Origin of the sequence: Methylophilus sp. UBA6697 (assembly GCF_002454655.1) — a bacterium.
In the GTDB taxonomy this organism is placed as follows: Bacteria; Pseudomonadota; Gammaproteobacteria; order Burkholderiales; family Methylophilaceae; genus Methylophilus.
The window spans coordinates 43,611-62,622 of the sequence record NZ_DKJH01000003.1 but is presented as its reverse complement, the minus strand read 5'-3'; the positions used below and the strand labels follow the sequence as shown (position 1 = coordinate 62,622).

Annotated in this window: 22 protein-coding genes, 2 tRNA genes and 1 pseudogene; 11 read left to right on the top strand and 14 right to left on the bottom strand. The window is 50.3% G+C overall.

Going from position 1 to position 19,012, the window contains the following annotated elements:
* Together rng and B3355_RS01570 are read right to left on the bottom strand one after the other, a co-directional pair.
* A complete protein-coding gene (gene rng, locus B3355_RS01575) occupies window positions 1-1,467 on the bottom strand; it encodes a ribonuclease G (protein WP_029512331.1) in 1,467 nt (488 codons plus the stop codon).
* A gap of 48 nt (window positions 1,468-1,515) precedes the next feature.
* Window positions 1,516-2,088 carry a Maf family protein gene (locus B3355_RS01570; protein ID WP_292779589.1) on the bottom strand — a complete coding sequence of 191 codons (573 nt, stop codon included), beginning with the start codon at window positions 2,086-2,088 and terminating at the stop codon, window positions 1,516-1,518.
* Window positions 2,089-2,254: 166 nt separating this feature from the next.
* Between B3355_RS01570 and B3355_RS01565 the strand changes: the two genes are divergently transcribed.
* The 9 genes from B3355_RS01565 (at window position 2,255) to B3355_RS01525 (ending at window position 7,780) form a co-directional block, all read left to right on the top strand.
* Window positions 2,255-3,112 carry an ATP-binding protein gene (locus B3355_RS01565; RefSeq protein WP_292779587.1) on the top strand — a complete coding sequence of 286 codons (858 nt, stop codon included), beginning with the start codon at window positions 2,255-2,257 and terminating at the stop codon, window positions 3,110-3,112.
* A gap of 72 nt (window positions 3,113-3,184) precedes the next feature.
* Window positions 3,185-4,135 (top strand): Nudix family hydrolase, encoded by a 951-nt coding sequence (locus tag B3355_RS01560; RefSeq protein ID WP_292779585.1) that lies wholly within the window; start codon window positions 3,185-3,187, stop codon window positions 4,133-4,135.
* A 249-nt stretch (window positions 4,136-4,384) separates the two neighbouring features.
* The gene (locus B3355_RS01555; RefSeq protein WP_292779583.1) at window positions 4,385-4,834 is read left to right on the top strand and encodes a DUF1801 domain-containing protein; all 450 of its coding nucleotides are present in this window, start codon (window positions 4,385-4,387) and stop codon (window positions 4,832-4,834) included.
* A 17-nt stretch (window positions 4,835-4,851) separates the two neighbouring features.
* Window positions 4,852-5,385, top strand: a complete 534-nt coding sequence (locus B3355_RS01550) for a GNAT family N-acetyltransferase (RefSeq protein WP_292779581.1) — start codon at window positions 4,852-4,854, stop codon at window positions 5,383-5,385.
* Between the two features lie 38 nt (window positions 5,386-5,423).
* The gene (locus B3355_RS01545) at window positions 5,424-6,128 is read left to right on the top strand and encodes a sulfite exporter TauE/SafE family protein (RefSeq protein ID WP_292779579.1); all 705 of its coding nucleotides are present in this window, start codon (window positions 5,424-5,426) and stop codon (window positions 6,126-6,128) included.
* An 89-nt stretch (window positions 6,129-6,217) separates the two neighbouring features.
* Window positions 6,218-6,637, top strand: a complete 420-nt coding sequence (locus B3355_RS01540) for a DUF4442 domain-containing protein (protein WP_292779577.1) — start codon at window positions 6,218-6,220, stop codon at window positions 6,635-6,637.
* A gap of 253 nt (window positions 6,638-6,890) precedes the next feature.
* The gene (gene vapB, locus B3355_RS01535) at window positions 6,891-7,127 is read left to right on the top strand and encodes a type II toxin-antitoxin system VapB family antitoxin (RefSeq protein ID WP_024929701.1); all 237 of its coding nucleotides are present in this window, start codon (window positions 6,891-6,893) and stop codon (window positions 7,125-7,127) included.
* Window positions 7,124-7,528 (top strand): type II toxin-antitoxin system tRNA(fMet)-specific endonuclease VapC, encoded by a 405-nt coding sequence (gene vapC / locus B3355_RS01530; RefSeq protein WP_024929700.1) that lies wholly within the window; start codon window positions 7,124-7,126, stop codon window positions 7,526-7,528. Before vapB ends, vapC begins: the two co-directional genes overlap by 4 nt.
* A gap of 21 nt (window positions 7,529-7,549) precedes the next feature.
* Complete coding sequence (locus tag B3355_RS01525; protein ID WP_019881722.1) at window positions 7,550-7,780, top strand: VF530 family DNA-binding protein; 231 nt, start codon at window positions 7,550-7,552, stop codon at window positions 7,778-7,780.
* Window positions 7,781-7,814: 34 nt separating this feature from the next.
* On the opposite strand, the gene B3355_RS01520 is transcribed toward B3355_RS01525, so the two are convergent.
* From B3355_RS01520 to B3355_RS01500, 5 genes are all read right to left on the bottom strand, one after another.
* Entirely contained in the window at window positions 7,815-8,093 is a 279-nt protein-coding gene (locus B3355_RS01520) for a copper chaperone PCu(A)C (RefSeq protein WP_292779573.1), read from the bottom strand.
* A gap of 22 nt (window positions 8,094-8,115) precedes the next feature.
* Complete coding sequence (locus B3355_RS01515; RefSeq protein WP_292779571.1) at window positions 8,116-8,307, bottom strand: DNA gyrase inhibitor YacG; 192 nt, start codon at window positions 8,305-8,307, stop codon at window positions 8,116-8,118.
* Window positions 8,304-9,077 carry a cell division protein ZapD gene (gene zapD, locus B3355_RS01510; protein WP_024929697.1) on the bottom strand — a complete coding sequence of 258 codons (774 nt, stop codon included), beginning with the start codon at window positions 9,075-9,077 and terminating at the stop codon, window positions 8,304-8,306. Before zapD ends, B3355_RS01515 begins: the two co-directional genes overlap by 4 nt.
* Before the next feature lie 69 nt (window positions 9,078-9,146).
* Window positions 9,147-9,746 carry a dephospho-CoA kinase gene (coaE, locus tag B3355_RS01505; protein WP_292779567.1) on the bottom strand — a complete coding sequence of 200 codons (600 nt, stop codon included), beginning with the start codon at window positions 9,744-9,746 and terminating at the stop codon, window positions 9,147-9,149.
* Window positions 9,747-9,757: 11 nt separating this feature from the next.
* The gene (locus B3355_RS01500) at window positions 9,758-10,597 is read right to left on the bottom strand and encodes a prepilin peptidase (RefSeq protein ID WP_292779565.1); all 840 of its coding nucleotides are present in this window, start codon (window positions 10,595-10,597) and stop codon (window positions 9,758-9,760) included.
* Between the two features lie 248 nt (window positions 10,598-10,845).
* On the opposite strand from B3355_RS01500, the gene B3355_RS01495 reads away from it, so the two are divergent.
* Window positions 10,846-11,262 (top strand): hypothetical protein, encoded by a 417-nt coding sequence (locus tag B3355_RS01495; protein ID WP_194753103.1) that lies wholly within the window; start codon window positions 10,846-10,848, stop codon window positions 11,260-11,262.
* Between the two features lie 63 nt (window positions 11,263-11,325).
* Here the strand turns inward: B3355_RS01495 and B3355_RS01490 are convergent, their stop codons facing one another.
* The 7 genes and pseudogenes from B3355_RS01490 to recA form a co-directional block, all read right to left on the bottom strand.
* Window positions 11,326-12,255: a polyprenyl synthetase family protein gene (locus B3355_RS01490; protein WP_292779884.1), complete on the bottom strand. Its 930-nt coding sequence runs from the start codon at window positions 12,253-12,255 to the stop codon at window positions 11,326-11,328.
* Between the two features lie 229 nt (window positions 12,256-12,484).
* A tRNA-Arg gene (locus B3355_RS01485) sits at window positions 12,485-12,561 on the bottom strand.
* A 120-nt stretch (window positions 12,562-12,681) separates the two neighbouring features.
* A tRNA-Ser gene (locus B3355_RS01480) sits at window positions 12,682-12,775 on the bottom strand.
* Between the two features lie 291 nt (window positions 12,776-13,066).
* A complete protein-coding gene (locus tag B3355_RS01475; protein WP_019881715.1) occupies window positions 13,067-14,296 on the bottom strand; it encodes an aspartate kinase in 1,230 nt (409 codons plus the stop codon).
* A gap of 25 nt (window positions 14,297-14,321) precedes the next feature.
* A pseudogene (gene alaS, locus B3355_RS01470) lies at window positions 14,322-16,887 on the bottom strand (alanine--tRNA ligase).
* A complete protein-coding gene (gene recX / locus B3355_RS01465; RefSeq protein ID WP_292779561.1) occupies window positions 16,862-17,350 on the bottom strand; it encodes a recombination regulator RecX in 489 nt (162 codons plus the stop codon). The pseudogene alaS and the gene recX overlap by 26 nt, the downstream one beginning before the upstream one ends.
* Window positions 17,351-17,355: 5 nt before the next feature.
* The gene (gene recA / locus B3355_RS01460) at window positions 17,356-18,384 is read right to left on the bottom strand and encodes a recombinase RecA (protein WP_019881712.1); all 1,029 of its coding nucleotides are present in this window, start codon (window positions 18,382-18,384) and stop codon (window positions 17,356-17,358) included.
* A gap of 272 nt (window positions 18,385-18,656) precedes the next feature.
* Between recA and B3355_RS01455 the strand changes: the two genes are divergently transcribed.
* Window positions 18,657-19,010, top strand: coding sequence for a hypothetical protein (locus B3355_RS01455; RefSeq protein ID WP_292779557.1), 354 nt, complete (start codon window positions 18,657-18,659; stop codon window positions 19,008-19,010).
* Window positions 19,011-19,012 lie beyond the last annotated feature (2 nt).

Below are 19,012 nucleotides of genomic sequence, written 5' to 3'. Positions count from 1 at the left end.
TTATATCCACACAATATCAAACTCTTCCCGTCCGTACTGCGTATCCGGATGCAGCGACAACGGTTTTTTAATAAAGTCAGACAAACTGGCCAAGCTCTGCGACTCTTCATCGCCAAGCATATTAATCACTTCAGGTGACGCCAGAATCTTGAATTCTTTGGCGCTTTTAAACTGCTTGGACTCACGCAATACTTCGCGCATGATTTCATAGCAAATGGTTTGCGCAGTTTTGAGTTCGCCACGACCCTGACAGACCTGGCAAGATTCACACAACAAATGCGCCAGGCTCTCGCGTGTGCGCTTGCGCGTCAACTCAACCAGGCCCAGTGCAGAGAAGCCGTTGACATTGATACGCGCCCTATCCAGCGTCACCGCCTTGCGCAACTCCTCCAGCACCGACTCACGCTGCGCATCTTCATCCATATCAATAAAGTCGATAATGATAATGCCGCCCAGGTTGCGCAAACGCAGTTGCCGCGCAATGGTTTGCGCCGCTTCAAGGTTGGTTTTAAAAATGGTATCAGACAGGTTTTTGCCACTGACAAAACTGCCGGTGTTGACGTCTACCGTGGTCAGCGCCTCGGTCTGGTCAAAAATCAGATAGCCGCCGGACTTAAGTTCCACCTTGCGCGACAAGGCTTTTTCGATTTCGCTTTCAATGTCATAAAACTCAAACAGCGAACGCTCGCCCTTGTAGTGCATAAGCGGTTTGACGGCGTGTGAGACATACAACTCGGCAAACTCTTTCAGGCGCTCAAACATCTCGCGCGAATCGACACGAATACTGGTGGTTTCGGTACACACCACATCACGCAAAATGCGGCGCGGCAAACTCAGGTCATAAAAAATCAGCGAACGCTCACCAACTTTTTTGCTTTCGGCCTGGATTTTTTGCCAGACTTTGCGCAGGTACTCAATATCCGCCAGCAACTCTTCATCAGTCGCATTCTCAGACATGGTGCGGATAATGTAACCGCCTTCACGATCTTCCGGCAACAAGCCCAGCAGGCGATTGCGTAAAAACTCGCGTTCTTCCTCGATATCAATGCGCTGAGAGACACCAATGTGCTTCTGGTATGGCAAATAGACCAGAAAGCGGCCCGCAATACTGATTTCAGTGGTCAAACGTGCGCCTTTAGTGCCGATCGCCTCTTTAATCACCTGCACAATAATCGACTGGCCTTCATGCAAGACCTCCTGAATCGGCCTGGCGGTTTTAACCGCGCCATCTTCTGAATGACACTCCATGATATCCGCTGCATGCAGAAAAGCCGCACGTTGCAAGCCGATCTCGACAAAAGCGGATTGCATGCCTGGCAATACGCGCACCACGGTACCGCGATAGATATTGCCGACAATCCCCAGTGATGAAGCCCGCTCAATATGCAGCTCCTGCACAATGCCCTGCTCCAGAATCGCCACGCGCGTCTCTTGCGGCGTGACGTTAATCAGTACTTCTTGCGCCAATGACATATTGCTTTACCCGATCCCGATTCATTATCTTTTATACAAAGTTTACCATGCGTGCAGCAACTGCGCCGTTTCATGCAGCGGTAAACCCATCACACCGCTATAACTGCCATCAATGCGCTTGATCCACGCCCCGGCGCGCCCCTGTATGCCATAGGCACCTGCCTTATCCATCGGCTCGCCCGAGGCGATATAGTCCTGTAACACCGCTTGTGGCACCTGCATCATCTCAACCTCTGTGGTATTGAGTAAACAACGTACCTGACCGGCCTGATAAACCGCCACTGCCGTATGCACCACATGAATACTGCCACTTAAACGCGAAAGCATGGCCATGGCCTCACCAGCATCTGCCGGTTTGCCTAAAATATCCAGCCCCAAAGCCACGGTCGTATCCGCCGCCAGAATCGATAAACCACGCTGGCCATGCACCGCAGCCACAGCAAGCGCCTTTTCTTGCGCCAGGCGTAACACATATTGTGCGGGATCTTCGCCCGGCAAACTGGATTCGTCGATATCGGCAGGCACAATTTCGCATTGCACGCCCAACTGCGCCAGCAATTCCACACGACGCGGACTGCGTGACGCCAGGATGATCTTTTGTTGATGCATGAACATTCCACCAGCTTAACAAACAAGCCGCACAAGGTAACACAAACACAGTCTATTTTGCGCTAAAGGCAGTCCCAATTGCGATCCAGTTGCGGCCCAACTTGTACTAACAGGCGCCTGCCTCATTGTGTACAATAACCGCTCGTTTGTCTTTTCTCACCAAGCTATCCGCATGAACTCACTTGAACACTTGCTGCAGCGTGCCGAACAACTCATCACGCGCCTGGAAACCCTGCTACCCGCACCGCCCGCCGACATCAACTGGCAGGCCATCGCCTGGCGTTGGGTCAAGCACGGCGCACAAGGCCAGCTACAAGCCGTGGACCACCCACATGCAGTATTGCTGCAAGACATACACTTTATTGACCGACAAAAAACCGAAGTTGTGCGCAACACCCGGCAGTTTTTGCAAGGCTTGCCAGCCAACCACGTGTTGCTCACAGGCGCACGCGGCACCGGCAAATCATCATTAGTCAAAGCTCTGCTCAATAGCTATGCCGCCGAAGGCCTGCGCCTGATCGAAGTTGAAAAGCAGGATCTCAATGACCTGCCACAAATTGCGCAATTGATACGCCAGCGGCCGGAAAAATTTATTATTTTCTGTGACGACCTTACGTTTGAAGCCAACGACACCGGCTACAAAGCGCTCAAAGTCATTTTGGATGGCTCAATTGAAAATGCATCGCCTAACCTGCTGGTTTATGCCACCTCAAACCGCAAAAACCTGATGCCGGAATACATGGCGGACAACCAGCCAATTGTCGATAAAGGTGAAATCCGCCAAAACGACACCATAGACGAAAAAACCTCACTGGCCGAGCGCTTTGGCCTGTGGCTCTCGTTCTATAGCTTTGACCAGGACGAATACCTGAGCATCGCCGAGCACTGGCTGCAAACCTTTGGCATCCCCATGGATGACGCTGCCCGCCACGCCGCCCTACAGTTTTACCACACGCGAGGTGCCCGCAGCGGCCGCGTCGCCTACCAGTTTGCCAAAGACTACGCAGGCAAGCTGCAACTGGGCGCATAAAACACTGCGCATAGACGCATTCATCTTTAAACCATTTGCGCTTATCCGCATTGAAGCGTAGCTAGAAATAATATGACCAAACTCGTACAAGTCGCCGTTGCCATCCTGATCAAACCCGATGGCGAATACCTGCTCGCCAGCCGCCCCAATGGCAAAGGCTGGGCTGGCTGGTGGGAGTTTCCCGGTGGCAAAATCGAAGCGGGCGAAACGCCAGAACATGCATTGATCCGTGAATCCCAGGAAGAACTCGGCATCACCCCCACACAAATACAGCCGTGGATCAAACGCCGCTACGATTACCCGGCCACCCATGATGCCGAAGCCAAAACCGTGTTACTGCACTTCTTTTTCGTGCATGCATGGCAAGGTGAGTTACAAGCACGCGAAGGCCAGCAATTCGCCTGGCAACATCCGCAAAAGCTCAACGTCACCCCTGTGCTACCCGCCAATGCGCCAATTATGCAAGCTCTCAGCCTGCCACCGGTTTACGCCATCAGCAATGTGCAAGAGATGGGCGAACCCGCTTTCTTGCAAGCGCTAAAACAACAATTAGACCAAGGCCTGCAACTGCTGCAAATCCGTGAGCCACAGCTTGATAGCGCAGCATTGACTCAATTAAGCGAACAAGTATTACAGCTATGTGCGTCCTACGACTGCCGCTGCCTACTCAACAGCAGCCCAGAACAAGCCCAACGACTCGGTTACCAAGGCGTGCATTTAAATAGCCAGCGCCTGCTGGCACTCACACAAAAACCGGATAACTTGCTAGTCGGCGCCTCTTGCCACGACGCTGAACAACTGCAACAAGCGCAAGCCCTGCAATTAGACTTCGCCCTGCTGTCGCCTGTGTTACCGACAAAAAGCCACCCTGAAGCAACTGGATTAGGCTGGGAAAAGTTTGGTGAAATGCTGAATGGATTAGAAATCCCGGTTTATGGGTTGGGCGGTATGCGCTTGGAACACCTATCACAAGCACAATCCTGTGGTGCGCGTGGTATCGCTATGCAGAGGGCGTTGTGGTAAATATCAGCACCAGATAATCGCTGCTAGGTCCAAACCTTTCCACTTCTCTGCTAAAGTAATTTAGGCAGATGAGTTGACGCATTGATATTTGTATTTTAGGATGCACCAAACTTAATAAAAGTTAAAAATATTTAAATAAAGATCGCATCCATTCAACTAAGAAACATCTATGACGGAAAGCAATACGTCATTTAGGATGCCCACTTCACGCGAGGGGTAAAGGCATGCACTTATTAAAACAGGTGATTAATGAGACCCTTTGACAACGTTGCTGTTAGCGAAGTCTTTGAAGCCTATCCGGCCAATATGCGCATCAAGCTTTTGGCACTTCGTGAGCTTATATTTGAAACAGCTGGCTCAATTCAAGGTGTTGGCAAGCTTGAGGAGACTCTAAAATGGGGAGAGCCTGCCTACGTCACATCACAGAGTAAAAGCGGCAGCACTGTTCGCATTGATTGGGAAAAATCAAATCCATCACGGTACGCTATGTACTTTAACTGCAAAACAACGCTCATTGACACTTTCAGAACAGTTTTTCCATCCGAGTTTAAATTCGAAGGCAACCGAGCTATAGTATTTGATGAGTCAGATGTTGTTTCAACTGAAGCTTTAGCTTTTTGTGTAGCGGCAGCTTTAACTTATCATAGTAAAAGGCCCCTAACCCACCATTCAAGTGGAACGCCTAACGGTGCTCCTTAATTCCAACGTTAGGTGTTATGGAAATTCGAACGCTTCAAGAGTCAGATAAAGCTCTTTACAGTGAGTTATGGCGTAATGCTCTTGTGGAGCAAGACGAATTCTTCCGTATTTCTATTGAAGATGAACCATCCCCTCAAATTCAAACTAAGTTCTCAATTGATAGTTTTACCTTAGGTGCATTCATAAACACCAATCTTTTAGGCACTGTTAGTGTCGAGCGAGATGTACGAGCAAAGCTTGAGCACAAGGCGCTTTTATTCCGCATGTTTGTACACCCTTCCGCTGCCGGCAAAGGCGTAGGTAAAGCACTAGTAAACGAGGCCATTTCACAAGCAAGGTCTATACAAGGGTTAAGGCAACTGTATCTTACGGTATTAGACGTAAATGAAAGGGCTATACATTTGTATACATCCGCTGGGTTTGAAACATTCGCTCATGAACCTGAGTCAGTTAAAATTAAAAAAAAGTTTATTGGCGAGCTACAGATGGTTTACTTCGTAACAACACCTGACCAATCATTCAAGCGGGACTGGCTAAAGCCAGCCCCTTAATTCAAACGTTGGGCCTTTTGAACCAGATGCTCGAATCCATGTTGCTCTTCATCGCCGCTTATACGGCAGCGGCCATCTCAAGTGCGGCAGGCTTTGGAGGCGCACTATTGCTTCTGCCTCTACTGGCGGCAACGGTAGGTGTAACACAAGCTGTTCCATTGCTTACCATCGCTCAACTGATTGGCAATCTCTCACGAGTCGGTTTCGGTTTCACCCAAATTCACTGGAAACCAGTTGGGCTGTTTCTGCTTGGGGCTATTCCCCTCAGCATTTTGGGTGCTCTATCTTTCGTCCAACTACCGAAAGAGTTAATAACACGTACAATTGGAGCGGCCATATTAGTATTCGTCGCACTGAGATATTCAAGTCTATTGAAAATAAAGAACAGTTCAGCATTATTGGTTGCAGGCGGTTGTATAGTTGGATTCCTGTCTGGTTTGGCGGGCAGCGCAGGGCCGCTCGGAGCGGCCATTTTCCTCTCTTTAGGGTTACCCCCTGTTGCTTACATCGCGAGCGAGGCAACCACCGCTCTTGCAATGCATGGGGTAAAGTTGGTGGTTTACCAGCAACTCATTCCACTAAACCAGAGTCTTTGGTTCATAGCCGCACTGATGGGGTGCGCCATGATTCTCGGTACTTGGTCAGCTAAGCGGGTCATTGAGCGCATACCTCACGAAATATTTCAGCAATCTGTAACCATCTTTTTAGTTGCAATTGCTGGTTACATGGTAATTCATGGTTAGTAAGTGCCACATAGGCCCAACCCATCCATTAAGCAGAACACGCTAAACGCGCCCAATATGTCAAACGCTAGCCTTGAGGCTTAAGATTTATGAATGTTTCTGAACTACCATTTAACAAGCTCATTGGGCTGGAGTTAGCCCCCAAAGATAGTGACTTTCAAACAAGCCTGCCTGAAAACACCCAATACACCAATCATCTAGGTACCGTCCACGCCAGTGCTATGCTTGCAGTCGCTGAGGCTGCCTCAGGCGCTTTTCTAGCTAAGCAATTTTCTAGTTATTCAGGGTTTGTGCCTGTTGTTAGGCGTCTCGAGGCGAAGTTTCGTAAACCAGCGGTTGGTCAAATATCGGCAAGATGTGTCTTCACTCCAGAAATACTAGACATTTGGAAAGGCGAGCTGACAAGTCGCGGACGGCTATCCATAGCTATTCCAGTTGAGGTTGTTGATACCGCTGGGATTATCGTTATGTCTGCCACCGTTGAATGGTTTATTTCGAGTGCAGCCTAGCCCACTATTCAACTAGTACGGGCTAAAGCCTTAAAGGTAAAGTACTAGGCATTCACCCGCGAGTGCTCAACATAGCGCAAATGCATTTTACTGGTAAGTAGGCTATGCATTGACGTCCAGTCAACTGCCACTCTTGGCTAAAACAATAAAGTGAATTCATGCATCATTAGCTCTTCAAAAAACACCAGCTTGCAACACTCACACAACCAGCTATATACTAATGCAATATACATTTATTCAATGGAGACTTTGCATGAGTATCAGCACTGTTTTTATCAACAATAGAACTCAGGCAGTTCGGATTCCGGCAGATGTGCGCTTACCTGAAAACGTTAAGCAGGTGACGGTGCGGGCAATTGGCAAAGAGCGGATTATTGCCCCGCTGGAGTCAAGCTGGGATAGTTTTTTCATCAATCCATTACATGCAACTGATGATTTTATGCCTGAACGGGCAACACAAACGCAACCCGAGCGCGAGGCGCTGGAGTGATTCAATACCTGCTTGATACCAATATTGTGATTTATGTGATCAAGCATAGACCGATTGAAGTGCTTGAAACCTTCAATCAACATGCCAATAGAATGGCTATTTCAAGCATCACGTTGGCTGAGTTGTTTCATGGCGCAGAAAAAAGTAGCAAACCATCGCACAACTATGCCGTGATTGAGGATTTTGCCAGTCGGCTGGAGATATTCGCTTACGCAACTAAAGCAGCACATCACTATGGCAGTATCCGCAGTGAGCTAGAGAAACGCGGGCAACCCATAGGCGTGAATGACTTACATATCGCGGCTCATGCACGTAGCGAGGGGCTGGTATTAGTCACCAACAATCTGAAAGAATTCGAACGTGTGCCGGGATTATTACTTGAGAACTGGGTCAATCGCTGATTGAACCGCTTTTTATCACATATGAATACACAACAACCAAATAACCCTTTGCATGGCCTCACGCTTGAGCATGTCGTTGAGCAACTAGTCGAGCATTACGGCTGGGACAAACTCGCACAGAGAGTGAATATCAACTGCTTTAAGAGTGATCCTTCTGTGAAGTCTAGCTTGAAATTTTTGCGGAGGACGCCATGGGCGCGGGCCGAAGTAGAAAGCTTATATCTCGCAACTTTTGCTAAAAGTCACGGCTGATATTGATCGGGGTTTAACCCCATATGAATCGTTTTTAAATCAGGGCGAGGCTTTTACCGGCATGGTGACAAACTGGTCGGTNNTGCATGGTCATGCTGTGCATTTCTACCGTGCCAGCACGCTCTGTTTCTGCATACACAAGGGCGACATCCTGTGCGCTGGATAATGTGACGTAGGCGGCGCCTACAGATTGGCCTGGATTGGAAGCGCGTACCCAGGCATCAGTCAGTTTCACCTCTGCGTGCGCAATGCCTAGCCAGCCGATCAGGCAAACGCTGGTGACGAGGCGGGATAAGAAGGCTGTTTTTTGCATATTCAAGAATCCTGGCAACCAGTTAGTCTGGCTCGTATAAGTCTGGCGGGATGCTATCAGGAATACGAAACTTCTCCGTAGCCCAATCGCCGAGGTCGACCAGTTTGCAACGCTCACTGCAGAATGGGCGGTATGGATTAGCGGTGGAGTACTCTGAAGTTTCGCCACAAGACGGACAAGCCACCTTGCGGGATTTAACGGCGGGCTGTGTCAATTGTGTCCAGCCCCGGTAAAGTTACAGACGATCATCTTAAACGGGATGTCCTGCTCACAACCTTTGGGGCGTTGCACGAAATCCAACTTTTGAAAGCGGATATTGATCGCGTATTTATTGGCACTGACTTCAGGGAAGCATTCGTCGTGGTCTATCTCGATGCGTAACAATTGTGCCGGCTTATGACCGGACAATTGCTGCTGATAAGCGCCATGATGCGCCACCAGTGACAATACCTGGCCGCTGCCGCGCAACAATTGCAGAATCAGTCGAATCGACTCATACATAGGCATCAGTTTGGTCAGCCAGTTGTCGAAATCGTCCTTACGGCGCTCTGCGCCCAGGTAGAGCCAATGACGGTAAGACGGCAAATCAAACTCGCACACGCCACCAGGAATACTGGTGCGTTGCTTGACGCTCATTAACCAGTCATTTTCACGCAACGACTGGCCAAGTTTTTGATGGTCAGAACGCAAAGCGGTGGCACAGCGATCCAGGCTGGACAATGTGCTCGCCAGTGCATTGCGATCGATATTTGGATTGGTTTGCAGAAAGGATAACTGGACTTTGTGTCTGTCCAACTCTTGTAGCAGATCGACTTTCAAATCCCCGCGATCAATCAAATCCAGGATTTGCAGCATGGAAATCAGCGCGACATGATGACTGATCTCATGCCCAATCTCAATGTGGTGCAACATCTTGACGAACAGATCTTCTAGGCGGAGATAAGTTCTGATGCGCTCGTTAAATGGAAACTCGTAGCTCGACACGGCAGCCTTTTCTGTCAGCTGATACTTGAAAAGTATGCAATAAAAGCCTGATTATGAAACCCTTTTCACTCACTGGCAAGTCTTAGAGAAATTTTTATGAAACTCTAGCACTTTTTCCTGCAATTTAGCCAGTGTTTGATCGTTTTCGATCACCGAATCTGCAATGGCTAAACGCTCCTCGCGGCTGCTTTGCGCAGAGATCATGGCCTGTGCCATGCCTTCTGATAGTTGGCTGCGCTGTATCACGCGCGCAAGTTGCATCTGCTCATCGCAATCGACGACCAGCACGTGATCAATCATGCGCCAGTCATCACGGCTTTCCACCAGCAATGGAATCGCCAGCACCACGTAAGCATCGGCATATTGTGCTATCTGCCGGATAGCCTCCAAACGAATGGCCGGATGCATAATTTGATTGAGTTGATCCAGCGCATCTGGCTCGGCAAAGACCAATTCGCGTAATTTTGCCCTATCCAGCTGGCCATCAGCATTAAACATGGCATCGCCAAATTGCGTGCGTACCGCCTGCATGGCCGGGCTACCAGGCGCGCTCATGTCACGGGCGATATGGTCTAAATCGACTACGGGCACGCCTAATGCCATAAACGCGTTGCATACTTCGGTTTTACCACTGCCTATGCCGCCAGTCACGGCCACGACTTTGCTCATGATGGTGCTCGTTACGGTATCAGGTAATAGGAAGCCAGCGCTTGTCCGTAAAACAAGGCAGCAATACCACCCAGGGCTAAAAATGGGCCAAACGGGATCGCGGTTTGGCGTGTTTTGCCTTTCAGCAAGATCAGGCCGATGCCAATCACACTGCCCACCACTGAGCTCAGCAAAATAACGGCGGGCAATAGCTGCCAGCCAAACCAGGCACCAATGGCGGCCAGGAGTTTAAAGTCACCATAGCCCATGCCTTCTTTGCCAGTGACCAGTTTAAATAGCCAGTAGACTGACCACAACACCAGATACCCTGCCATCGCGCCGACGACGGCTGAAGTCAGGTCGGTAAAGCCGTATTTGATATTAAGCAACAAGCCCAGCCACAACAAAGGCAGCGTAATGTCATCGGGTAGCAACTGCGTGTCAAAGTCGATAAACGTCAATGCGACCAGCGCGAACACGAACACTAGGGCAAATACGGTCAACATGCTGTAGCCATACTGTACGGCCACCCCCAGCGACAGCAAGCCAGTTAATAACTCAACCAATGGATAACGCACAGAGATCGAGGCTTGACAGCCGCGGCAGCGCCCACGCAGAAACAGGTAGCTGATGACAGGAATATTTTCGATGGCGGTAATCCGGTGTCCGCAATGCGGGCAAGCCGAGCGCGGGGTCACAAGGTTATATTTGGGCTGCTCCGGCGCAGTTTGCCCTTGTAAATCCAGGCAACTGGCATGCCATTCACGCTCCATCATTTTCGGTAAACGATGTATCACCACATTGAGGAAACTCCCCACCAACAAGCCGATCAGCAGGCACACAGCTTGTAAGAAATGGGGTTGCGTCTGCATTAAACTTAAAACGGGTTCAAGGATTTCTGACATGATACCGATAACATAGTTAAGGTTGCTGCATGATCGCATCGTTAATGCAAGTAAGCAAGGCTAAAAGACGGCAAAACCTGTTTAAAAGCCGCTTTCACCGCCTTGAAAACCACTTGCCTGGCACCATTTATGTGTAAGATGGATACTACAGTGCAACCGACCAGGTATGTATCTGTGTTTAAGTGACATCCGTTATCAAGTGAAGGAAGTTGCCTATGTCTGATCAAATCAAATTTACGCCACCGACCGAAGCAGGCCTCAATCAGGTCGAGTTAAATCAAGTCGAGCATCCTGCCTGGGATGAGCCCGTCATTTGCCGGGTAGAAGTTGACTTGCCAGGCTGGCTGACAAAACTGACCGGACAATCACACTGGGAAGTCTACAGTGAAGAGGAAGAGGAAAACTGCATCAGCTTTGGCATGCGCTCACTACAAACACGCGGCTTGCACAAAGCGGCCGAGCTGATTGCTGAAAAGGATATGCAGGCAGAAGTGACGTTGTACCACAACGGCTACGCAGTGGTCGACGTCAATGGACAGTCATTGTTTGATGGCGCGCTCACCAACGCCACCAATGATTGTGCACGACTAAGCTACTACCACGTCAGTGGCGAGCCAATCGCATTGAACTGATATTGCAAAAGTAGATTGAACTGAAGCTGTCACAGTCAGCCTGGCCACAGGCTGACCGCCTAATTATTGCTGACGACTGACAGAGAAGTTAGCCAAATCCAGCAAGGCCTGCTTGGCTGCTGTTGGCGCGAATACGGATAAGGCCTCACAGGCCAGCCTGGCTTCCTTTTGTGCGACAGAGCGCACGTAATCAAATGCTTTCACCGCATGCAAAATTTCCAGCACAGCGCCTAACTGAGACACCTGCCCTTCCAGCAAGGCCTGCTTCACCAGATCGGCTTGCGCTGCTGGTGCTTGTTGAATCGCATACAACATCGGCAGCGTCACTTTGCCTTCCGCCAGATCATTGCCTAAGGTTTTGCCTATTTTCTCGCTGTCGCCGGTTAAATCCAGCACATCATCAATCAACTGAAACGCAGTGCCTAAATGCATGCCATACGTGGCCAGACCCTCTTCCTGCTCAGCATTGGCCTGGCACTGCACAGCGCCCAAACGTGTCGCTGCTTCAAACAGTTTGGCTGTCTTAAAGTGGATCACCTGTAAATAATCCTGCTCACTGACGCCAATATTGCGCACATTAAGCAGCTGCAACACTTCGCCTTCAGAAATCACATTGGTCGCATCGGCCAAGATCTCCATCACGCGCATGTTTTGCAACTTCACCATCATCTGGAAGGCGCGTGAATACAAAAAGTCCCCCACCAATACACTGGCCGGGTTGCCATACACATGATTAGCTGTCGACTTACCACGACGCAGCTCAGACGCATCTACCACGTCATCATGCAACAAGGTCGCGGTATGAATAAATTCGATGATGGCGGCTAATGAATGGTGCGCCGGCGTCACCGCGCCAGCCAAATCGCCGGACATTAATACCAGTGCCGGACGCAAGCGCTTGCCACCACTGTGGATGATGTATTCCGAAATTTGATTAATCAGCGGAACTTGAGATGACAAAGACTGGCGAATAACGGCATCCACCTGCTGCATATCGCCTGCAATCCGCGCCAAACAAGCATTTAGAGACACTGAAACACCAATGAAAAAACAAAGTTAAAGCATACCATACCTGCCCCGCCTCTCGCTACGCTCAACGCGGCAGAATATACATACAGACAGCCTTGATCATGCAGCAAGTCCGGCGAATAAGCGGCAAATACATGATGGATGACAGAAAAGAAAAAAGCCTTGCTTCCGAAGAAACAAGGCTTTTTATTTTTGGCGCGCCCGGAGCGATTCGAACGCCCGACCCTTTGGTTCGTAGCCAAATACTCTATCCAACTGAGCTACGGGCGCCAAGGTTTGCTGCTATGCAACAAAAACAGCATTATAACACTATTTTAAGCTTTGTGGCGGTGCAGATTCACATCCAACAACCAATCTACCAAAAACAATACCCGCACGGAGCAAGGTTTTTGGCGGTGAGCGAGGGATTCGAACCCTCGATACAGGTTTAAGCCCATATGCTTCCTTAGCAGGGAAGTGCCTTCGACCTCTCGGCCAGCTCACCTTATTAAAACAATCAAGTCCTAATAAAAACCAACACAGCTTACGCTGTTTTCTTTGCAGCATTGCTACTGCATCGAAGGGCGCCATACTACGTGAAAACCCTTCAGAAATCAACGTCAAAAACAAGAATGTTTTATTTCTTTACATAAAGGAAACGTGAAATCAGCGAGCGAGCGGGATGAAGTGCAAGGCGCACGGAACGCAGAAACCGGAATGTACTGTAGTACATGAGGATTTTGAGTACCGCGTAACGCAGCAATTCGCCCGCGCAGCCGCTTATTCCGCGTTTCTATTAAGCGTTTTCTAAACCGAACGCTTTATGCAGCACGCGTACCGCCAGCTCCATATATTTCTCCTCGATCACCACGGCGATTTTAATTTCGCTGGTAGAAATCATCTGGATATTAATGCCCTCTTCGGCCAGTGTACGGAACATCTGGCTGGCAATGCCCACATGTGAGCGCATGCCCACGCCGACCACAGACACCTTAGCGATCTTGTCATCGCCACTGATTTCACGTGCCTGGATATGGCCTTGCACCTTATCGCGTAACAAGGCCAGCGTCTTATTCATTTCATTCTTATGCACGGTAAAAGTAAAGTCAGTGGTGCCATCAGCGCCGACGTTCTGGATAATCATGTCGACATCGATATTGGCATCTGCCACCGGGCCCAGGATTTGATAAGCGATGCCTGGTTTATCAGGCACGCCAGTCACGGTAATTTTCGCCTCATCGCGGTTAAAAGCGATGCCGGAGATAATTGGTTCTTCCATGTTTTCCTCATTTTCTTCGAATGTGATCAGTGTGCCATCGCCTTCTTCTTCAAAGCTGGACAGTACACGCAATTTGACTTTGTATTTACCGGCAAACTCCACAGAACGAATCTGCAGCACTTTAGAGCCTTGAGAAGCCAGTTCCAGCATCTCTTCAAAAGTGATTTTTTCCAGGCGGCGCGCTTCAGGCACCACGCGAGGATCGGTGGTATACACGCCATCCACATCGGTATAAATCTGGCATTCATCGGCTTTTAACGCGGCAGCCAAGGCCACACCAGTGGTATCAGATCCACCACGGCCCAGCGTGGTGATATTGCCATTGGCATCCACGCCCTGAAAACCTGCCACCACACAGACATAGCCGTCATCGAGGTCTTTTTTCAGGTTGTGCTGGTCAATATCCAGAATACGCGCTTTGTTATACGCATCATCGGTCAGAATTTTGACCTGAGTGCCGGTATAGCTTTTTGCCTTGATACCAAGCTCCATCAGCGCCAGGGCAGTCATGCCTATAGTCACTTGCTCACCGGTGGACACCATGACGTCCAACTCACGTGGATCCGGATCCGGCATGATCTCCTTGGCCAAGGAGATCAAACGGTTGGTTTCGCCGGACATGGCAGATACCACGACCACCACTTGATGCCCCATGGCTTTATAGCGCGCAACACGACGCGCCACATGACGGATACGCTCGGGATTGGCGACTGAGGTGCCACCATATTTTTGTACGATTAATGCCATTATTTCGCTCTGTTAATCAATTGAATTAATTTAGTTTTGCTTCTGCCCAAGCCTTCACGCTTGCCAGTGCCTGCGGCAAACTGGCTGGCTCGGTACCACCAGCCATCGCCATGTCCGGCTTGCCACCGCCCTTGCCACCGACCTGGCCTGCCACATGGTTCACCAGCTCACCTGCTTTCACCTTGGCCGTTAAATCAGCAGTTACGCCTGCTGCCAGGCTGACTTTACCGTCAGTCACACTGGACAAGACAATGACGGCAGATTTGAGTTTATCCTTGAGCTTATCCATGGTTTCGCGTAAAGCATTGGCATCAGCACCTTCCAGCGTTGCCGCCAACAATTTGACGCCATTGATATCCAGGGCTTGCGCCGCCAGGTCATCGCCCTGCGAGGATGCCAATTTGGATTTCAAGCGTGCAAGTTCCTTTTCCAGCGACTTTACGTTATCCATCACTTGGGCGATCTTGGCAGGCAGCTCATGCGCTGGCGCTTTCAACTCACCAGCCACCTGATTAATCAGGGCTTGTTGCGTCTGCACCAGCTTCAATGCGCCCTCGCCGGTGGTCGCTTCCACGCGACGCACGCCAGCAGCCACACCGCTCTCAGCAGTAATCTTAAACAAACCGATATCGCCGGTACGGCTGACATGTGTCCCCCCGCATAATTCACGGGAAGTACCAATATCCAGCACGCGTACTTCGTCACCGTATTTTTCACCAAACAGCATCATGGCACCGGTTTGCTGCGCAGACTCAATGTCCATCACACGGGCTTGCGTGGCTGCGTTGGCAAGAATTTCCGCATTCACCAAGGTTTCCACTTTGGCAATCTCTGCATCCGTCAGCGGCGCATTATGCACAAAGTCAAAACGGGTTTTTTCNNCGCATGGTGTTGGCACGCGCTTGCAAATTGACTTTGGCAGCTAACGTATCACCGACTGACAAGCTGCCGGTTTTGAGTACGCCATGGTGACCAAATACCGCCGCCTGGATTTTTTGCGTATCTTCTACAGCAAAAATACCGTTGGCAGACTTGAGTTCACCGCTATCACCAATCTGGCCACCAGACTCGGCGTAAAAAGGCGTGTCATCTAGTACCACCACCCCCATGTCGCCCTCGTTTAAGGTGTTGACCGGGCTACCGTCTTTATACAATGCTAATACGTTGGCCTGCGTTTCCAGCTTGTCGTAACCGTGGAAAGTCGTCGCCGCGCCATCATATTCAAGATTCAGCGCCATCTTGAATTTACCGGCCGCGCGTGCCTGTTCTTTTTGACGCGCCATGGCAGCATCAAAACCAGCCGTATCCACGGTCACTCCACGCTCGCGGCAGATATCTGCGGTCAAATCCAGCGGAAAGCCGAAGGTATCATGCAACTTAAACGCCAGGTCGCCATTAAAAATAGCAGGTTTGGTCGCCAGTTCGGCTTCCAGAATCTGCATGCCGTTTTCAATGGTTTCAAAGAAACGGTCTTCTTCCTGCTTGAGGATGTCGGTGATGCGTACCTGGTTACTAATGAGCTCAGGATACGCCTCACCCATTTCAGCCACCAGATCCGCGACCAGCTTGTGGAAGAATGCGGCCCTACAGCCTAATTTGTAACCATGACGAATCGCGCGGCGGATAATGCGACGCAGCACGTAACCACGGCCTTCATTGCCAGCAATCACGCCATCGGCGATCAGGAAGGAACAGGCACGGATATGGTCGGCCAGCACTTTGAGTGAGGGGCTATCCAGGTCAGCGGTATGGGTTTCGCGTGCAGCTGCTTTAATCAGCGCCTGAAACAAGTCGATTTCGTAGTTGGCATGCACACCCTGCAACACGGCAGAAATACGCTCCAGGCCCATACCGGTATCGACCGACGGTTTGGGCAAGGGATGCATCACACCTGCTTCATCGCGGTTAAACTGCATGAAGACGTTGTTCCAGATTTCGATGAAACGGTCGCCGTCTTCATCAGGTGAACCTGGAGGACCTCCTGGAATATGCGCACCGTGGTCATAGAAAATCTCGGTACAGGGACCACAAGGACCGGTATCACCCATCATCCAGAAGTTGTCAGACGCATAACGCGCGCCCTTGTTGTCGCCAATGCGGACAATTTTATCCGCAGGCACGCCGACTTCTTTATTCCAGATATCGTAGGCCTCGTTATCTTCCGCATAGACAGTGACCATAAGGCGCTCTTTGGGCAAGGCATACACTTCGGTCAACAACTCCCAGGCAAACTTGATCGCATCGCGCTTGAAATAATCGCCAAAGCTGAAGTTACCCAACATCTCAAAAAAAGTATGGTGGCGAGCGGTATAACCGACGTTTTCGAGATCGTTATGTTTACCGCCTGCGCGTACGCATTTCTGGGCTGACGCCGCGCGGGTATAAGCGCGCTTGTCAAAGCCGAGAAACACATCCTTAAACTGGTTCATACCCGCATTGGTGAACAGCAGGGTCGGGTCACCATGCGGCACCAGCGAACTGGAAGTCACCACCTGGTGGCCTTTGGAAGCAAAAAAATCCAGGAAAGCCTGGCGGATTTGCTTGCTGGAAGGGTTACTTCCGTAACTAACTGTAGTCTTCTGGACTGTCATTTTCTGCGTGTCTATTCAAAATATGTTTAATCACTTGAAACGTAAAACCGCGGCTTTGTAAAAAACGGGCTTGTTTCGCCCATTCTTCACGCGTCGTCGCGGCCGCTTTAAACTTTTTGCGCCAGACTTCCCTGGCGCGTGCTACTTCATTCTCTTGCAAACCGGCAACGGCTTCGGCAATCAAGGCGTCATCCACCCCTTTTTCGCGCAACTCGTTAGCCACCCGTGCCGCCCCAAATTTGGCCTGGCGCGCATGCACCATTTGTTCGGTGTAGCGTGCATCACTTAACCAGCCGCGCGCTTGAAAATCTGCGATCAAGGCCGGTATATCATCGGCTTCATCGGCGTAAGCCTTAAGCTTTTGCGCCAGCTCGGCCGCAGAATACTCCCGCTTACTTAATAGCTCCAGCGCACGCCGGCGTAAGGATTTTTCTAACGGCTTTTTTGCTGGGGGTGGTGGCAACGGAATTAATCGTCCTCGCCTCTGGCTGAAGGCATGCTATCGGCCAGCACATTCGAGTTGTCGCGAATCTTGGCTTCGATCTCTGCCGCAATCGCTGGATTTTCACGCAGGAACTCTTTGGCGTTTTCTTTACCCTGGCCGATTTTTTCACCGTTGTAGCTATACCAGGCACCGGCTTTTTCCACCAGCTTGAGGTTGGTGCCGAGTTCAATCACTTCGCCCAGGCGTGAAATGCCTTCGCCGTACATGATGTCAAATTCGGCCTGCTTAAATGGCGGCGCGACTTTGTTTTTAATCACTTTGACGCGGGTTTCAGAACCAATGACTTCATCGCCCTTTTTAATCGCGCCGGTACGGCGGATATCCAAACGTACAGAAGAGTAGAACTTCAGTGCGTTACCGCCTGTGGTGGTTTCCGGGTTGCCAAACATGACGCCAATTTTCATACGGATCTGGTTAATAAAAATCACCAGCGTATTGGTACGCTTGATATTGCCGGTCAACTTGCGCAGCGCTTGCGACATCAAACGCGCTTGCAAACCCATATGGCTATCGCCCATTTCGCCTTCAATTTCAGCACGTGGTGTCAGCGCCGCAACCGAGTCAACGACCACGATATCGACAGAACCAGAACGCACCAGCATGTCTGCAATTTCCAGTGCTTGCTCGCCGGTATCCGGCTGGGAAATCAGCAACTCAGGCACATTCACGCCCAGCTTGGCCGCATATTGCGGATCCAACGCATGCTCGGCATCGATAAACGCGGCCACGCCACCCAGCTTTTGCATTTCTGCAATAGCGGACAAAGTCAGTGTAGTTTTACCCGAGGATTCCGGGCCATAAATCTCCACGATCCGGCCACGCGGCAAACCGCCTACGCCCAGCGCGATGTCCAGACCCAGCGAACCGGTGGAGACGACTTGCAAGTCCTCACCGATATCGCCGTCGCCCATGCGCATAATGGAGCCTTTGCCGAACTGTTTTTCAATTTGAGAGAGTGCGGCGGCGAGCGCTTTGCTTTTGTTGTCATCCATGCTGATTGCTTTCTTTGACCAATAAAAATGCGTTGTTTACACAAACGCTATATACTTCAAACAATAACTTCTAATTATTTCATAAATCGACCATCAGTGAAATGGCGAAGCCATGAATTAGGCGAGTGAATGCCAACTGCGAACGCTCACCGGCGACTGTCAATGAATAACGACAAGATCGCCGATTTGAACGCAGTGGCTGTCAACCGTTAGATGACAGGTGCGTTAAAGCTTCAGGGAGCATTAATTTGTTTTCCGTGTGAGGAGAATTTATGAAAATCGTAAAATATATTTTGACGTTCACGCTGGGCAGCCTGGCTGCCTTTAGCGCACAAGCACAGGACAACTGGTCTGTCGGCGTGGTGGTCGGCAATCCGTACCCACCTGCTTACTACGCACCACCTCCGGTATATTATGCGCCACCACCAGTGGTCGTTTACCGCCATCCGCAAAGTAACTTCTATGGCGTGCCAGCAGTGGCTTATCCGCAACCAGCGCCTGGATTTATCCAGTTTTCGTATGGAAACGGCGGCTATGGCGGTTACAACTACGGCCCGAGAAACTTTTACGGTGGTGGCTGGAATGGCGGCGGCGGCCATGGCCACGGCCACCATCATCACCGCTAGTT

Bases quoted from the DNA above. Each gene is read 5' to 3' on its own strand.
- B3355_RS01475 (WP_019881715.1), bottom strand. From the start codon at position 14,296: ATGGCATTAATCGTACAAAAATATGGTGGCACCTCAGTCGCCAATCCC.
- coaE (WP_292779567.1), bottom strand. From the start codon at position 9,746: ATGAGCAAAGTCGTGGCCGTGACTGGCGGCATAGGCAGTGGTAAAACC.
- B3355_RS01560 (WP_292779585.1), top strand. From the start codon at position 3,185: ATGACCAAACTCGTACAAGTCGCCGTTGCCATCCTGATCAAACCCGAT.
- B3355_RS01495 (WP_194753103.1), top strand. From the start codon at position 10,846: ATGTCTGATCAAATCAAATTTACGCCACCGACCGAAGCAGGCCTCAAT.
- B3355_RS01565 (WP_292779587.1), top strand. From the start codon at position 2,255: ATGAACTCACTTGAACACTTGCTGCAGCGTGCCGAACAACTCATCACG.
- B3355_RS01570 (WP_292779589.1), bottom strand. From the start codon at position 2,088: ATGTTCATGCATCAACAAAAGATCATCCTGGCGTCACGCAGTCCGCGT.
- B3355_RS01540 (WP_292779577.1), top strand. From the start codon at position 6,218: ATGAATGTTTCTGAACTACCATTTAACAAGCTCATTGGGCTGGAGTTA.
- B3355_RS01555 (WP_292779583.1), top strand. From the start codon at position 4,385: ATGAGACCCTTTGACAACGTTGCTGTTAGCGAAGTCTTTGAAGCCTAT.
- B3355_RS01545 (WP_292779579.1), top strand. From the start codon at position 5,424: ATGTTGCTCTTCATCGCCGCTTATACGGCAGCGGCCATCTCAAGTGCG.
- B3355_RS01500 (WP_292779565.1), bottom strand. From the start codon at position 10,597: ATGCAGACGCAACCCCATTTCTTACAAGCTGTGTGCCTGCTGATCGGC.
- vapB (WP_024929701.1), top strand. From the start codon at position 6,891: ATGAGTATCAGCACTGTTTTTATCAACAATAGAACTCAGGCAGTTCGG.
- B3355_RS01455 (WP_292779557.1), top strand. From the start codon at position 18,657: ATGAAAATCGTAAAATATATTTTGACGTTCACGCTGGGCAGCCTGGCT.
- B3355_RS01525 (WP_019881722.1), top strand. From the start codon at position 7,550: ATGAATACACAACAACCAAATAACCCTTTGCATGGCCTCACGCTTGAG.
- B3355_RS01550 (WP_292779581.1), top strand. From the start codon at position 4,852: ATGGAAATTCGAACGCTTCAAGAGTCAGATAAAGCTCTTTACAGTGAG.
- B3355_RS01490 (WP_292779884.1), bottom strand. From the start codon at position 12,255: ATGCAGCAGGTGGATGCCGTTATTCGCCAGTCTTTGTCATCTCAAGTT.
- recA (WP_019881712.1), bottom strand. From the start codon at position 18,384: ATGGATGACAACAAAAGCAAAGCGCTCGCCGCCGCACTCTCTCAAATT.